Here is a 13,896-nt window from a genome sequence, read left to right on the forward strand (position 1 = left end):
GCACTCGGCTCACCGAAGGAGAGATTCCCGTGGTAGACCGCAAGCCGCCGCTCGCGACCGAGGAGCTCCGTGCCCTCGTCGCCAGCGGTGAGATCGACACAGTGGTCCTGGCCTTCCCCGACATGCAGGGGCGGCTCCAGGGCAAGCGGTTCGCCGCACAGTTCTTCCTCGACGAGGTCCTCGCGCACGGCACCGAGGGCTGCAACTACCTCCTCGCCGTCGACACGGACATGAACACCGTCGACGGATACGAGATGTCCTCCTGGGACCGGGGATACGGCGACTTCGCCATGCACCCCGACCTCGCCACCCTGCGCCGGATCCCCTGGAACCCCGGCAGCGCCTTCCTCATGGCCGACCTCGCCTGGAACGACGGCTCGCCCGTCGTCGCCGCGCCCCGCCAGATCCTGCGCCGGCAGCTGGAGCGCCTCGCCGAGCACGGGTACACCGCGATGGTCGGCACCGAGCTGGAGTTCATGGTCTTCCAGGACACCTACGAGCAGGCCTGGAACGCCAATTACCGCGGTCTGACCCCCGCCAACCAGTACAACATCGACTACTCCGTCCTCGGGACCGGCCGCATCGAGCCCCTGCTGCGCCGCATCCGCAACGAGATGCAGGCAGCGGGCCTGGTCGTCGAGTCGGCGAAGGGGGAGTGCAACCTCGGCCAGCACGAGATCGCCTTCCGCTACGACGAGGCGCTGACCACCTGTGACCAGCACTCCGTCTACAAGACGGGGGCCAAGGAGATCGCCTCCCAGGAAGGTGTCTCGCTCACCTTCATGGCCAAGTTCGACGAGCGCGAGGGCAACTCCTGCCATATCCACCTCTCGCTCGGTGACGCCGACGGGCGCAACGCGATGGCCGGGGACGGACCGGGCGGAATGTCACCGGTGATGCGACACTTCCTTGCCGGCCAGCTGGCCGCGCTGCGCGACTTCTCCCTTCTCTACGCCCCGAACATCAACTCGTACAAGCGTTTCCGCCCGGGATCCTTCGCGCCGACCGCCGTCGCCTGGGGCGTGGACAACCGGACCTGCGCCCTGCGCGTCGTCGGCCACGGCCGCTCCATGCGCTTCGAGAACCGCCTCCCCGGCGGCGACGTCAACCCGTACCTCGCCGTCGCGGGCCTGGTCGCGGCCGGTCTCTACGGCGTCGAGAACCGCCTGGAACTGCCCGAGGCCTGCCCGGGCAACGCCTACACCGCCGACTACGCCCACGTCCCGACGACCTTGCGCGAGGCCGCCGAGCTCTGGGAGAACAGCGAGATCGCCAAGGCCGCGTTCGGGCCCGAAGTGGTCGCCCACTACCGGAACATGGCCCGCGTGGAGCTGGACGCCTACGACTCCGCCGTGACCGACTGGGAGCTGCGCCGCTCCTTCGAACGCCTGTAAAATCCTCCCCTGAGAAGATCTGTGAGGCACCACGTGTCCGATGTGCTGGCCCCCCTCGAACTAGAGGTCCTGAACCCGGCCACCGAGGAAGTCATCGCCACCGTCCCGGCCGCCACACGGGACGATGTCGACGCCGCCGTCGCAAGGGCCGCCGCGGCCCAGCGCGGCTGGGCCGCCGCCGCCCCCGCCGACCGGGCCAGACTGCTCCGGCGCTTCGCCGCGGTCGTCGACGGCCACATCGAGGAACTGGCGCAGCTGGAGGTCCGCGAGGCCGGCCACACCATCGGCAACGCCCGCTGGGAAGCCGGCAACGTACGCGACCTGCTCGACTTCGCCGCCGGGGGAGTGGAGCGCCTCGCCGGCCGCCAGATCCCCGTCGCCGGCGGCATCGACGTCACCTTCCTCGAACCCCTCGGCGTCATCGGCGTGATCGCCCCCTGGAACTTCCCCATGCCGATCGCCGCATGGGGCCTGGCCCCGGCCCTGGCCGCGGGCAACGCCGTCATCCTCAAGCCCGCCGAGACCACCCCGCTCACCGCGCTGCGCCTCGCCGAACTCGCCCTCGAAGCCGGGATCCCCGAGCACCTCTTCCAGGTGCTCCCCGGCCCGGGCGCCGAAACGGGCGACGCGCTGGTCGAGCACCCGGGCGTCGCGAAGATCGTCTTCACCGGCTCCACCCGGGTCGGCAAGCAGATCATGGCCAAGTGCGCCGACCGCGTGAAGCGGGTCACCCTCGAACTCGGCGGCAAGAGCCCCAACATCGTCTTCGCCGACGCGGACCTGGAGGCCGCGGCCTTCGCCGCACCCATGTCCTTCCTGGACAACACCGGACAGGACTGCTGCGCCCGCACGCGCATCCTCGTACAGCGCTCGGTCTACGACCGGTTCCTGGAACTGGTGGCCCCCGGGATCGAGGGCGTGGTCGTGGGCGACCCGGCCGACGAGAAGACGCAGATGGGACCGCTGATCTCGCGGCTGCAACTGGACCGCGTACGGTCCTACGTCACCGACGACCTCAAGGCGATCCGCGGCGCCGCCCCCGGCGGCCCCGGCTTCTGGTACCCGCCGACCCTGGTCACGGACGTCGCCCCCACCGCGCCCGTGGCCTCCGAGGAGGTCTTCGGCCCGGTCGCCGTCGTCCTGCCCTTCGAGGACGAGGAGGACGCCGTACGCCTGGCCAACGCGACCGAGTACGGCCTCTCCGGCTCCCTCTGGACCCGCGACATCGGCCGCGCGCTGCGCGTCTCGCGCGCCGTCGCCGCGGGCAACCTGTCCGTCAACTCCCACAGCAGCGTCCGCTACTGGACCCCCTTCGGCGGCTACAAGCAGTCCGGACTCGGCCGCGAGCTCGGACCCGACGCCCTCACCGCATTCACCGAGACCAAGAACGTCTTCATCAGCACGGAGGCCTGAAGCACATGTCCAACGAAGAGATCATCTGCCGCCGCCTGGTCGGCCGTACCGCCGTCATCACCGGAGCCGGCAGCGGCATCGGCCTCGCCACCGCCCGCCGGCTGGCCTCCGAGGGCGCCAACATCGTCTGCGGCGACATCGACGAGACGGCCGGCAAGGCCGCCGCCGAAGAGGTCGGCGGCACCTTCGTGAAGGTCGACGTCACCAGCCCCGAGGAGGTCGAGGCCCTCTTCAAGACCGCCTTCGACACCTACGGCTCCGTCGACATCGCCTTCAACAACGCGGGCATCTCGCCCCCGGACGACGACTCGATCCTCACCACCGGCCTGGAGGCCTGGAAGCGGGTCCAGGACGTCAACCTCACGTCCGTCTACCTCTGCTGCAAGGCCGCGCTGCCCTACATGCAGCGCCAGGGCCGCGGCTCGATCATCAACACCGCGTCCTTCGTGGCCATCATGGGCGCCGCGACCTCGCAGATCTCGTACACCGCCTCCAAGGGCGGCGTCCTGGCCATGTCCCGCGAGCTCGGCGTCCAATTCGCCCGCGAGGGCATCCGCGTCAACGCCCTGTGCCCGGGGCCGGTCAACACCCCGCTGCTCCAGGAGCTGTTCGCCAAGGACCCGGAGCGCGCCGCCCGCCGGCTCGTGCACATCCCGCTGGGCCGGTTCGCCGAACCCACCGAGATCGCCGCCGCCGTCGCCTTCCTCGCCAGCGACGACTCCTCCTTCATCAACGCCACCGACTTCCTCGTCGACGGCGGCATCTCCGGCGCGTACGTGACCCCCCTGTAAGCCTTCACCCGAAAGCCACCCTCCCGACAGCCGGGCGTCGCACGACGCCCGGCTGTCGTGTTCTACCGTCCGCGACGATCTACGTCAGAAACAGGAGCGTCCACCTCAGTGACCCGACCCACCACCGCGCGCCGACTCCAGGCCGTCGCCGCCGCCGTCGCGATATCCGGCGGCACCCTCGTCGCCGCCGCACCCGCCGCCCAGGCGGCCCGCCCCTCCGCCCAGGCGGCCCGCTCCTCCGCCCAGGCGGCCCGCCCCTCCGCCCACTGCACCGCCCCGCAGCTCGCGGCCGGCTGGTACGGGGACAACCAGGCCCGTCTCCAGCAGCTCATCGACGAGTACGGCAACTGCAACCCGTACCGGCCCAGCCGCAACAAGCCCGTCGCCGTCTTCGACTGGGACAACACCGTCGTCAAGAACGACGTCGGCGACGCCACCATGTTCTGGCTGCTGCGCAACGGCAAGATCCGCCAGCCCGCCCGGGGCGACTGGTCCACCACCAGCCGCTACCTCACCCCGGCCGCCGCCGAGGCCCTCGCCGGCGCCTGCGCCGGGCTCGCCCGCCCGGGCGCCCCGCTGCCCACCGGCACCCCCGCGGGCGCCGGCTGCGCCGACGAGCTGAACGCCGTCTACGGCACCGCCGCGACGACGGCCGGCGCCGCCGCCTTTGCCGGTTGGGACCGCCGTACGATGGAACCCGCCTACGCCTGGCTGCCGCAGCTGATGCAGGGCTGGACCGCGAGCGAGGTACGCGGCTTCGCGGCCGCCGCGCGGGCCGAGAACCTGGCCGCGCCCGTCGGCGCCAAGCAGCAGGTCGGCACCACCACCGCCACCGGCTGGGTGCGCTACTACGACCAGCAGAAGGACCTGATCGCAGGCCTGCAGAAAGCCGGCTTCGACGTCTGGATCAGCTCGGCCTCGCCGCAGCCGGTCGTCGAGGTGTGGGCCAAGGGCGTCGGGATCAAGGCGGACCACGTCATCGGCATCCGCAACACCACCACCGGCGGCGGGAAGTTCACCTCCCACCTCCAGGGCTGCGGTTCCGTCGAGGACGGCGCCGACTCGATGATCACGTACATCGACGGCAAGCGCTGCTGGATCAACAAGGAGATCTTCAAGGTCCGCGGCGCCGCTGCCGAGAAGGTCCAGCCGGCCGCGCGGCGCCAGGTGTTCGCCGCGGGCGACTCCGACACCGACATCTCGTTCCTGCGCGACGCGACCGCCCTGCGGCTCGTGGTGAACCGCAACAAGAACGAGCTCATGTGCCGGGCCTACGACAACAGCGACGGCAAGTGGATCGTGAACCCGATGTTCATCGAGCCGAAGAAGCAGAAGGCCACGCCGTACCCGTGCGCCACGACGGGCTACGTCGACCGCGACGGCACGGCCGGTCCCGTCCGCCGGGGCGACACGAGCGTCATCCCCGACCAGACGGACACCGTCTTCTAGGCGTTAGAGGAACGTGCGGCCCTCGCCCCGGTACGTCGGGGCGGTGGCCGTCACCCGGTCGCCCTCGACCAGGTGCAACTCCTCGAAGCGCTCGCACAGTTCGCCGGCCTTCGCGTGCCGGAACCAGACCCGGTCGCCGATCAGCAGATCGTCGGCCGCACTGCCCAGGAGCGGCGTCTGCACCTCGCCCGCGCCCTCCTGCGGGTCGTAGCGCAGCCCCTCGGGCAGGTACGGCACAGGCAGCCGGTCGGCGCCCGCCGCCCCCGAGGCGGGATACCCGCCGCCCAGCACGGTCACCACGCCCACGCCGGGCCTGCGGACCACGGGCTGCGCGAAGAGCGCCGCCGGACGGCCCCGGAACGACGTGTAGTTGTCGAACAGTCGCGGTACGTACAGCCCCGACCCGGCGGCGATCTCCGTGACCGCGTCCTCGGCCGCGGTCTGCTGGACGCTGCCGGTCCCGCCGCCGTTGACGAACTCCAGGTCCGGCACGACCGCCCGGACGGCCCGCACGGTCTCGCCCCGGCGCGCGGCCAGCTCCTTGCGGGCGGCGCCCTGCATCAGCCGGATCGCACGCGAGCGCAGCGGACGCCCGGCGAGCGAGTCGCCGACCCCGGCCACGTGGCCCTCGTACCCCATCAGCCCGACGACGCGGAAACCGGGCCGCGCGCTCACGGTGCGCGCCAGCTCCGCGAGTTGCCCGGGCTCGCGCAGCGGCGAACGGCGGGCACCGACGCGCACCCGGCCGCCGAGGAGGTGGAGGGCGGTGTCCAGCTCCAGGCAGACCCGCACCTCCTGCGTACCGCCGTCCCGCGAGCGGTCGATGAGCTCCAGCTGCGCCGGGTCGTCCACCATGACGGTGACCGCGGCGGCCAGCTTGGGATCGCCCGCCAGCTCGGCGAAGCCGCCCCGGTCGGCGGACGGGTAGGCCAGCAGCACGTCCTCGAAACCGGACCGGGCCAGCCAGATCGACTCGGCGAGGGTGTACGACATGATCCCGGCGAAGCCCGGCCGCGCCAGGACCCGTTCGAGGAGCACGCGGCACCGTACGGACTTGCTGGCCACCCGGATCGGCTTGCCGCCGGCCCGGCGCACGAGGTCGTCGGCGTTGGCGTCGAACGCGCCGAGGTCCACGATGGCCAGGGGCGCGTCGAGATGCGCGGTCGCCCGGTCGTACCGGGCCCGGTCGGAAGACATGGCGGCAGCTTGCCACGTGGGGGTACCCGTGGGTAGGGGTGCCGGGAGAGCGGTCGGCCGGGCCGGGGCGGGGCGGTTCGCCGGCCGGGGTGCAAAACGTGACGTGTGGCGCACGGGAGCCGCGGGGCGGCCGCCGCGGCCCGCCGCGGACCCGGCCGGGACGCGGCAGGGTCCGGGCCCCGTACAGTACGGGCTAGGCAGCCGTACGGAACGGGGGGCGGAGCCGCCGGATGAGCACGTCGACACCGCAGACCGCGGTCCTGGCCGAGCCCGAACCGGCCGCGCCCCGGCGGCGGCCCGGACGGGTGTTCGCCGCCGCGCTGTGCGCCTTCCTCGGAGCCGGGACGGCGGGCGCCGCGGCCTACGGGGCCGTCGCCGAACACCGCGCCGCACACCGGCCGTTGGCCGCCGACGCCGCCTACCGCAAGGCCGCCTCCCTCTGGCGGTCCACCCCCGTCGACACCCTCTTCCCGCCCGTGCTCGACGGCCGCGGAGCCGGGCCCGGCGGCGCGGACCGCACCTGGACCCGGATCGCGGTGGCGCCCGACGCCGACTGCTCCGCCGCGCTGGCCCCCGAGTGGCAGGCGCTGCTCGTACAGGCCGGCTGCACCCGCGTGCTGCGGGCCACCTACACCGACGCCACCCGCAGCTCCCTCGTCACCGTCGGCATGGTCTTCACCCCGGCCGACGCCGCCGCCATGGAAGGGCTCCGCGGCAGACTCGGGGCCCCGGCCGGCTACGGCTTCGACGACGACCGGCGCGCCGCCTGGACCGCCTCCGTACTCCCCGAGGCCCCCGTCGTGGTCTACGCCGTCTCCGCCTTCCGCGACGGCCGGGCCCTGGACGCGCCCCGCCCCGCCGACGACGTCATGCGCAAGGACGCCACCGGACCCGCGGCCCAGGCCGGCCTCGGCCACGAGGCCAAGGGCGTCGCCGACCGCGTCGAACGCGCCGTACGGGCCCTCGCGGCCCCTCCCGCCCCGGAGCCGGCCCGATGAACCGGACCTCCGCGGCGGCCGCCCCCGCGGCGACCGGTCGCGCGGCGACCGCCCGCGCCGCAGTGGCCCGTGCCGCGACCGCCCTCGCGCTCGGCGGCCTCCTCGTCACCACCGCGGCGCCCCCGGCCGCCGCCGACGCGATCCGCGACCGCCAGTGGGGGCTCACGGCCCTGCGCGCCGAAGAGGCCTGGGGCACCACCCAGGGCGAGGGGATCACCGTCGCCGTCCTCGACACCGGGGTCGACGACGCCCACCCCGACCTGGCCGGCCAGGTCCTCGCGGGCACCGACCTCGTCGGCATGGGCGCGGGCCGCGGGGACCGGGCCTGGGCCCGGCACGGCACGGCCATGGCCGGGATCATCGCCGGGCACGGCCACGGCCCGAACCGCCGCCAGGGCGTCCTCGGCATCGCACCCCAGGCCAAGATCCTCCCGGTCCGGGTGATCCTGGAGGAGGGCGACCCCGGCCGGGCCAAGGCCCGCGACAGCAAGGGCGGAGCCCTCGCCGAGGGCATCCGCTGGGCCGCCGACCACGACGCCGACGTGATCAACCTGTCCCTCGGCGACGACAGCAGCTCCGCCCACCACGAGGCCGCCGAGGACGAGGCCGTCCAGTACGCCCTCGCCAAGGGCGCCGTCGTCGTCGCCTCCGCCGGCAACGGCGGCGAACAGGGCGACCACGCCTCCTACCCGGCCGCCTACCCCGGGGTGATCGCCGTCACCGCCGTCGACCGGCGCGGCCGCAAGGCCCGCTTCTCCACCAGCAACTGGTACGCCACCGTCTGCGCGCCGGGCGTCGACGTCGTCATCGCCGACCCCGACCGCTCCTACTACGAGGGCTGGGGCACCAGCGCCGCCGCCGCCTTCGTCTCCGGTGCGGTGGCCCTGGTCCGGGCCGCCCACCCCGACCTTTCCCCGGCCCAGGTCAAGAAGCTGCTGGAGGACACCGCCGCCGACTCCCCGGCCGGCGGCCGCGACGACGCCCGCGGCCGCGGCCTGGTGGACCCCGTCGCCGCCCTCCAGGCCGCGGACGCGCTGCGCGCCGAGCCGCAGGCACCCGCGCCCGCCGCTGCGGCCGGTCCGTACTTCGGCGGCGGCCCCGAGCCGGTAGGGACCCCCGAGCGCCGGGCGCGCCCGGGGATCCACGCCGCCGCGGCCGCGGGTCTCGCGCTGCTCGCACTGGCCGCCGTACTGGCCCGGCGTCCGAGGGCCGTGCGGCGGAGTAGGGTCGGGTAACTGTGGCGAACAAGAACATCCCCGACCCCGGTTTCTCCGACGACGACGGCTCCGCCGATCCCAGGCTGAGCGCGGCCCTGGCCGCCTGGGCCGAGGACAGAGGCAAGGAGCCGCAGGTGCTGGCCGCCCTCAAGGACGCCCGCCTGCTGGTCCCCGTCGTCGCCGTCCTCGGCGAGGTCGAGACGGACCCGGAGACCGGCCTCAAGCGCGAGAAGACCAGCGACATGGCCGTCCCCACCCTGCGGGCGGGCGACCGGCGGGCACTGCCCGCCTTCACCTCGATCGCCTCGCTGGCCCTGTGGGACCCCGCGGCCCGGCCGGTGGCCGTACCGCTGCACCAGGCCCTGGCCGCCGCCGCGCACGAGAAGGCCGACACCCTCGTACTGGACCTCTCCGGCCCGGTCACCTACCAGCTCACCGGCTCCGCGCTGCTCGCGCTGGCCGAGGGACGCACCGACGCGGGCCCGTTCGCCGACCCCGCCGTACGGGAGGCCGTACGCGCCGCCGTGGCGGCCGAGCCCGCGGTGCTGCGCGCCCACCTGGGCCCGGGCGGCGCGGATTCCGACGGGACCCTCGCCATCGTGCTGGCGGCCGGCGAGCAGGCCCCGGCGGCGGCCCGCCGGGTCGCCGAGGCCCTGGCGGCCGACGAGACCCTGCGCGCACGCCTCGTACGCGGGCTGGACCTGGCCCTGCTCCCCGCGGAGGCCCCGGCCCCGGCCGGCGAGCCGCTCTTCGCGCGCTGAAACGGAGGAGGGCCGGGGCTGTGGCCCCGGCCCTCCTGCTCTGCCTGCGTCCGCTGCGGCCTGCCTACGCGTACACCGGGCCCGTGAACTTCTCGCCCGGACCCTGGCCCGGCTCGTCCGGGACGATGGACGCCTCGCGGAAGGCCAGCTGGAGCGACTTCAGGCCGTCGCGCAGCGGGGCCGCGTGGAAGGAGCTGATCTCGGTGGCGCTCGCGGTGACCAGGCCGGCGAGGGCGTTGATCAGCTTGCGGGCCTCGTCGAGGTCCTTGTGCTCGGAGTCGGGCTTGTCCAGGCCCAGGTTGACCGCCGCGGCGCTCAGCAGGTGGACGGCCACCGTGGTGATGACCTCGACGGCCGGGACGTCCGCGATGTCGCGGGTCATCTCGTCGTAGTCGGGGGCGGTGGGGGAAGTGGAATCGGAGGGCGTCGCGTCAGTCATACGGCCCACGATATGCCGTGCGGCGGGCTTGTAACGCGGGTGCTAGTATGTACTTCGACCGGCCGGACACCTGTGTGCCCGGCCCACAAGTGGAGGCTCCGATCTCCCACCCGGCCACCCTCACGGGAGGCGGGTCATCCGGTCAGGCGGTATCCATCGTTCCGTACGGACGATGGAAAGCTGCCCGAGTCTGCGCCCCGCGGTTCGCACGCGGCGGTGCTCCGGTTGTTTTGGAGCCCCTGCCTGTGCCCGGCGGGGCTTTTTTCATTCTCCGCCGCGGTAGGTCTGACGGCAAAAAACGTCAGCGGCTGCCTGCCAGGCAGCCGTGTGGTGCTACCGAGGAGGATCCATCAGCACCGAGCCCCGCATCAACGACCGGATTCGCGTTCCCGAGGTACGACTCGTCGGTCCCAGCGGCGAGCAGGTCGGCATCGTGCCGCTTGCGAAGGCCCTTGAGCTTGCGCAGGAGTACGACCTCGACCTGGTCGAGGTCGCGGCGTCCGCACGCCCGCCGGTCTGCAAGCTCATGGACTACGGCAAGTTCAAGTACGAGTCGGCCATGAAGGCCCGTGAGGCGCGCAAGAACCAGGCGCACACGGTCATCAAGGAAATGAAGCTCCGGCCGAAGATCGACCCGCACGACTATGACACCAAGAAGGGTCACGTCGTTCGGTTCCTCAAGCAGGGCGACAAGGTCAAGATCACGATCATGTTCCGTGGTCGCGAGCAGTCCCGGCCGGAACTCGGCTACCGACTGCTGCAGCGTCTCGCTTCGGACGTCGAGGACCTCGGGTTCATCGAGTCGAACCCGAAGCAGGACGGCCGCAACATGATCATGGTCCTCGGTCCGCACAAGAAGAAGACCGAGGCGATGGCCGAAGCCCGCGAGGCGCAGGCCGCCCGCAAGGCCGAGCGCCAGGGTGTCGCCCTCACCGACGACGAGGCTCCCGCCGCGGACGCCGCCGTCGAGGCCGAGGAGATCACCGACGAGGTCGCCTCTGCCGAGGCAGCCGAGGACGCGCCCGCAGAGGCGGACGCCTCTCACGAGGCATCTGCCGAGGCCTGATCCCGGGGCAGCCCGTCTCGGATCACCGAAAACAACATGACGCTCCCGCAACCCGGTCCCCGGACCGGGGGGAGTGCCACCGACGAGGAGATACGGCGCTATGCCGAAGAACAAGACGCACAGCGGTACCAAGAAGCGCTTCAAGGTCACCGGCTCCGGCAAGGTGCTCCGCGAGCGCGCCGGCAAGCGCCACCTGCTCGAGCACAAGTCGTCCCGTGTCACCCGCCGCCTGACCGGCACCGCGGAGATGGCCCCCGGCGACGCCGCGAAGATCAAGAAGCTTCTCGGCATCTGATGTCCTCCGCTCCCTGCCGGGAGCGGGACGTCAGGACCGGGACCCCATCGAATTCGGGCCGTGTGAAGACATCCACGGCCCCGCTACAAGGAGTTAAAAAGTGGCACGCGTCAAGCGGGCAGTAAACGCCCACAAGAAGCGCCGGGCAATCCTCGAGGCGGCCTCCGGCTACCGCGGTCAGCGTTCGCGCCTGTACCGCAAGGCCAAGGAGCAGGTCACCCACTCGCTGGTCTACAACTTCAACGACCGCAAGAAGCGCAAGGGCGACTTCCGTCAGCTGTGGATCCAGCGCATCAACGCTGCTGCCCGCCAGAACGGCATGACGTACAACCGCCTCATCCAGGGTCTGAAGGCCGCCAACATCGAGGTGGACCGCAAGATCCTCGCGGAGCTGGCCGTCAACGACGCCAACGCGTTCGCCGCCCTCGTCGAGGTCGCGCAGAAGGCCCTCCCGGCCGACGTCAACGCGCCGAAGGTTGCTGCCTAAGCCTTTGCCGGCGGCGTAAGCAGTCGGCACCCACGGACCCGCAGGCGATTGCCTGCGGGTCCGTGTGCGTTCGCCCCCGCACGGCAGGGGCGCCCACGGAACCCCGAGAGAGAACCCTGAGACCATGCGCACCCCCGACGAGCTGATCTCCCCCCGATCCACTCGGGTGGCCGCCGCCAGGCGACTGGCGCGCCGCAACTTCCGCACCAAGGAGCGCCGGTTCATCGCCGAGGGCCCGCAGGCCGTCCGCGAAGCCGTCGAGCACCGCGGGGCGGACGGCGAGTCGACCCTGATCGAGCTGTTCGCGACCGTCGAGGCCGCCGAGCGCTACGCGGACATCATCGACGCGGCGCTCACCGCCGGCGCCCGGGTCCACTACGCCTCCGACGAGGTGCTCGCCGAGGTCTCGCAGACCGTCACCCCACAGGGCCTGGTCGGGGTCTGCCACTTCCTCGACTCGCCCTTCGAGGAGATCCTGAAGGCGCGGCCCAAGCTGGTCGCCGTCCTCGCGCACGTCCGCGACCCCGGCAACGCCGGCACGGTGCTGCGCTGCGCGGACGCAGCCGGCGCGGACGCGGTCGTACTGACCGACGCCTCGGTGGACCTCTACAACCCGAAGTCCGTACGGGCCTCCGTGGGCTCCCTCTTCCACCTCCCGGTCGCCGTCGGCGTGCCGGTGGAGCAGGCCGTCGAGGGGCTGCGGGCGGCGGGCGTACGGATCCTGGCCGCCGACGGGGCCGGCGAGGAGGACCTGGACGCCGAGCTGGACGCGGGCACCATGGGCGGTCCCTCGGCCTGGGTCTTCGGCAACGAGGCCTGGGGCCTGCCCGAGGAGACCCGGGCGCTCGCGGACGCCGTCGTACGGGTCCCGATCCACGGCAAGGCCGAGAGCCTGAACCTCGCCACTGCCGCCGCGGTGTGCCTGTACGCGTCCGCGCGTGCACAGCGGGCGCCCGGAGGGTGCCGCTCCGTGACCCCCAGCTAGTAATGTGGCGGCCCGGGGGCCCACTGCGCTACTCGGAGATGTGGGGTACGGGGACATGACCGTCGGTACGAACAGCTCGCCCGGGGCCGCGGACGCGGCCGAGGAGCGGTTGCACGCCGCTCCCGGGCCCCGTGCGGCCGGCGAGCCCGTCACGACGCCGGGCGCCGTACCGCCACCCCAGGCGGCATCCGCGGCGCATGCCCGCGGTCAGGTCCGCCCCGGGCCCTCGACCGCCCCGAGCACCGTCGGCGTCACCGCGCCCCGGGCCGTCGGCCCGCGCACGGCCGCGCAGGAGGGGTTCGACATCGACCCCGACGACCTGCCCGACGGGCTCGTCGTCGCCGATCACACCGGGGTCGTCATCTGCTTCAACCGGGCCGCGGGCCGGATGACCGCCACCGACCCCGCGCGGGCGCTCGGCACCCTGATCGACCGTGCCCTGCCGCTCGAAGACCTCGACGGCCGCCGCTGGTGGGCGCTGACCGACCCGTACGGGGGGCTCGCCACCCGGCGCGGGCAGCCCGAGCGCAACCTCCTGCTGCCCGGCGGGCGCGAGGTCCTCGTCTCCGCCCGGTACGTGCGGGAACGGCCCACCGGCCCGCTGAGGCGGCTCGTCGTCACGCTCCGCGGCACCGAGGCCCGCCGCCGCACCGAGCGCAGCCACGCCGAGCTGATCGCGACCGTCGCGCACGAGCTCCGTTCGCCGCTCACCTCCGTCAAGGGGTTCACCGCGACCCTGCTCGCCAAGTGGGAGCGGTTCACCGACGACCAGAAGCGCCTGATGCTGGAGACCGTGGACGCCGACGCCAACCGCGTCACCCGGCTCATCGCCGAGCTCCTCGACATCTCCCGCATCGACTCCGGGCGCCTGGAGGTGCGCCGCCAGCCGGTGGACATCGCCACCGCCGTCGGCCGGCACGTCCAGGCGCTCACCGCCAACGGCCAGGACCCCGGGCGCTTCCTCGTCAGCGTCTGCCGCCCGCTGCCCGACCTGTGGGCCGATCCGGACAAGATCGACCAGATTCTCGGCAACCTCCTCGAAAATGCGGTGCGACACGGTGAGGGAACGGTCACCATCGACGTGTCGCCGCATGAGAAGGGAACCGCCGTCACCGTGACCGACGAAGGCCCCGGGATCCCCGAGGAGTCGATGGGCCGCGTCTTCACCCGCTTCTGGCGGGGGAGCAAGCGCGGCGGCACCGGCCTGGGCCTTTACATCGTCAAGGGCATCGTGGAGGCCCACGGCGGCACCATCACGGTCGGCCGCGGCCCCGGCGGCGGCGCCGAGTTCCGATTTATCCTGCCCGTGAGCGCCCCGGCCTACCTCACGCAGTAACCCTGCGGAGCGTCTCGCCAGGCGGCCCACGGGCCCCCTTCACCCCCGGCGACCTTTAGACTCGACCT

14 protein-coding genes are annotated in these 13,896 nt (G+C 72.9%); 12 read left to right on the forward strand and 2 right to left on the reverse strand.

Going from position 1 to position 13,896, the window contains the following annotated elements; translation table 11 throughout:
• Positions 1-29 precede the first annotated feature (29 nt).
• From AB0M99_RS08750 to AB0M99_RS08765, 4 genes are all read left to right on the forward strand, one after another.
• Positions 30-1,394, forward strand: coding sequence for a glutamine synthetase family protein (locus AB0M99_RS08750; protein WP_365918037.1), 1,365 nt, complete (start codon positions 30-32; stop codon positions 1,392-1,394).
• 33 nt (positions 1,395-1,427) lie between these two features.
• Positions 1,428-2,807, forward strand: a complete 1,380-nt coding sequence (locus tag AB0M99_RS08755; protein WP_365918039.1) for an aldehyde dehydrogenase family protein — start codon at positions 1,428-1,430, stop codon at positions 2,805-2,807.
• 5 nt (positions 2,808-2,812) lie between these two features.
• Entirely contained in the window at positions 2,813-3,598 is a 786-nt protein-coding gene (locus AB0M99_RS08760; protein WP_052877158.1) for a 3-oxoacyl-ACP reductase, read from the forward strand.
• 108 nt (positions 3,599-3,706) lie between these two features.
• Positions 3,707-5,047 carry an HAD family hydrolase gene (locus AB0M99_RS08765; protein ID WP_365918041.1) on the forward strand — a complete coding sequence of 447 codons (1,341 nt, stop codon included), beginning with the start codon at positions 3,707-3,709 and terminating at the stop codon, positions 5,045-5,047.
• Between the two features lie 3 nt (positions 5,048-5,050).
• Here the strand turns inward: AB0M99_RS08765 and AB0M99_RS08770 are convergent, their stop codons facing one another.
• Complete coding sequence (locus AB0M99_RS08770; protein WP_365918043.1) at positions 5,051-6,244, reverse strand: amino acid deaminase/aldolase; 1,194 nt, start codon at positions 6,242-6,244, stop codon at positions 5,051-5,053.
• Positions 6,245-6,474: 230 nt separating this feature from the next.
• Between AB0M99_RS08770 and AB0M99_RS08775 the strand changes: the two genes are divergently transcribed.
• From AB0M99_RS08775 to AB0M99_RS08785, 3 genes are read left to right on the forward strand one after another with little or no spacing between them, the layout of a single operon-like run.
• On the forward strand, positions 6,475-7,242 hold the full coding sequence (locus tag AB0M99_RS08775) for a hypothetical protein (protein WP_365918045.1): 768 nt from the start codon (positions 6,475-6,477) through the stop codon (positions 7,240-7,242).
• On the forward strand, positions 7,239-8,477 hold the full coding sequence (gene mycP, locus AB0M99_RS08780) for a type VII secretion-associated serine protease mycosin (protein WP_365918047.1): 1,239 nt from the start codon (positions 7,239-7,241) through the stop codon (positions 8,475-8,477). The genes AB0M99_RS08775 and mycP overlap by 4 nt, the downstream gene beginning before the upstream one ends.
• Positions 8,478-8,479: 2 nt before the next feature.
• Positions 8,480-9,220 carry an SseB family protein gene (locus AB0M99_RS08785; RefSeq protein ID WP_365918049.1) on the forward strand — a complete coding sequence of 247 codons (741 nt, stop codon included), beginning with the start codon at positions 8,480-8,482 and terminating at the stop codon, positions 9,218-9,220.
• A gap of 64 nt (positions 9,221-9,284) precedes the next feature.
• On the opposite strand, the gene AB0M99_RS08790 is transcribed toward AB0M99_RS08785, so the two are convergent.
• Positions 9,285-9,659 carry a DUF1844 domain-containing protein gene (locus tag AB0M99_RS08790; RefSeq protein ID WP_365918050.1) on the reverse strand — a complete coding sequence of 125 codons (375 nt, stop codon included), beginning with the start codon at positions 9,657-9,659 and terminating at the stop codon, positions 9,285-9,287.
• Positions 9,660-9,984: 325 nt separating this feature from the next.
• Between AB0M99_RS08790 and infC the strand changes: the two genes are divergently transcribed.
• The 5 genes from infC to AB0M99_RS08815 all read left to right on the forward strand — a co-directional run bounded on the left by infC (position 9,985) and on the right by AB0M99_RS08815 (position 13,828).
• Positions 9,985-10,725: a translation initiation factor IF-3 gene (gene infC, locus AB0M99_RS08795; protein WP_365918052.1), complete on the forward strand. Its 741-nt coding sequence runs from the start codon at positions 9,985-9,987 to the stop codon at positions 10,723-10,725.
• A gap of 100 nt (positions 10,726-10,825) precedes the next feature.
• A complete protein-coding gene (gene rpmI / locus AB0M99_RS08800; RefSeq protein ID WP_266598480.1) occupies positions 10,826-11,020 on the forward strand; it encodes a 50S ribosomal protein L35 in 195 nt (64 codons plus the stop codon).
• A gap of 100 nt (positions 11,021-11,120) precedes the next feature.
• A complete protein-coding gene (gene rplT, locus AB0M99_RS08805; protein ID WP_030157251.1) occupies positions 11,121-11,507 on the forward strand; it encodes a 50S ribosomal protein L20 in 387 nt (128 codons plus the stop codon).
• Positions 11,508-11,631: 124 nt separating this feature from the next.
• Positions 11,632-12,492 (forward strand): RNA methyltransferase, encoded by an 861-nt coding sequence (locus tag AB0M99_RS08810; protein ID WP_365918055.1) that lies wholly within the window; start codon positions 11,632-11,634, stop codon positions 12,490-12,492.
• Between the two features lie 55 nt (positions 12,493-12,547).
• Positions 12,548-13,828, forward strand: coding sequence for an ATP-binding protein (locus AB0M99_RS08815; protein ID WP_365918057.1), 1,281 nt, complete (start codon positions 12,548-12,550; stop codon positions 13,826-13,828).
• Positions 13,829-13,896: the final 68 nt, after the last annotated feature.

The organism is Streptomyces sp. NPDC051183 (genome assembly GCF_040682455.1).
Lineage (GTDB): Bacteria > Actinomycetota > Actinomycetes > Streptomycetales > Streptomycetaceae > Streptomyces.

Excerpts from the sequence above, each read along its gene's own strand:
- AB0M99_RS08760 (WP_052877158.1), top strand. The coding sequence starts at position 2,813 with ATGTCCAACGAAGAGATCATCTGCCGCCGCCTGGTCGGCCGTACCGCC.
- AB0M99_RS08770 (WP_365918043.1), bottom strand. The coding sequence starts at position 6,244 with ATGTCTTCCGACCGGGCCCGGTACGACCGGGCGACCGCGCATCTCGAC.
- AB0M99_RS08775 (WP_365918045.1), top strand. The coding sequence starts at position 6,475 with ATGAGCACGTCGACACCGCAGACCGCGGTCCTGGCCGAGCCCGAACCG.
- mycP (WP_365918047.1), top strand. The coding sequence starts at position 7,239 with ATGAACCGGACCTCCGCGGCGGCCGCCCCCGCGGCGACCGGTCGCGCG.
- AB0M99_RS08790 (WP_365918050.1), bottom strand. The coding sequence starts at position 9,659 with ATGACTGACGCGACGCCCTCCGATTCCACTTCCCCCACCGCCCCCGAC.
- rpmI (WP_266598480.1), top strand. The coding sequence starts at position 10,826 with ATGCCGAAGAACAAGACGCACAGCGGTACCAAGAAGCGCTTCAAGGTC.
- AB0M99_RS08810 (WP_365918055.1), top strand. The coding sequence starts at position 11,632 with ATGCGCACCCCCGACGAGCTGATCTCCCCCCGATCCACTCGGGTGGCC.
- AB0M99_RS08815 (WP_365918057.1), top strand. The coding sequence starts at position 12,548 with ATGACCGTCGGTACGAACAGCTCGCCCGGGGCCGCGGACGCGGCCGAG.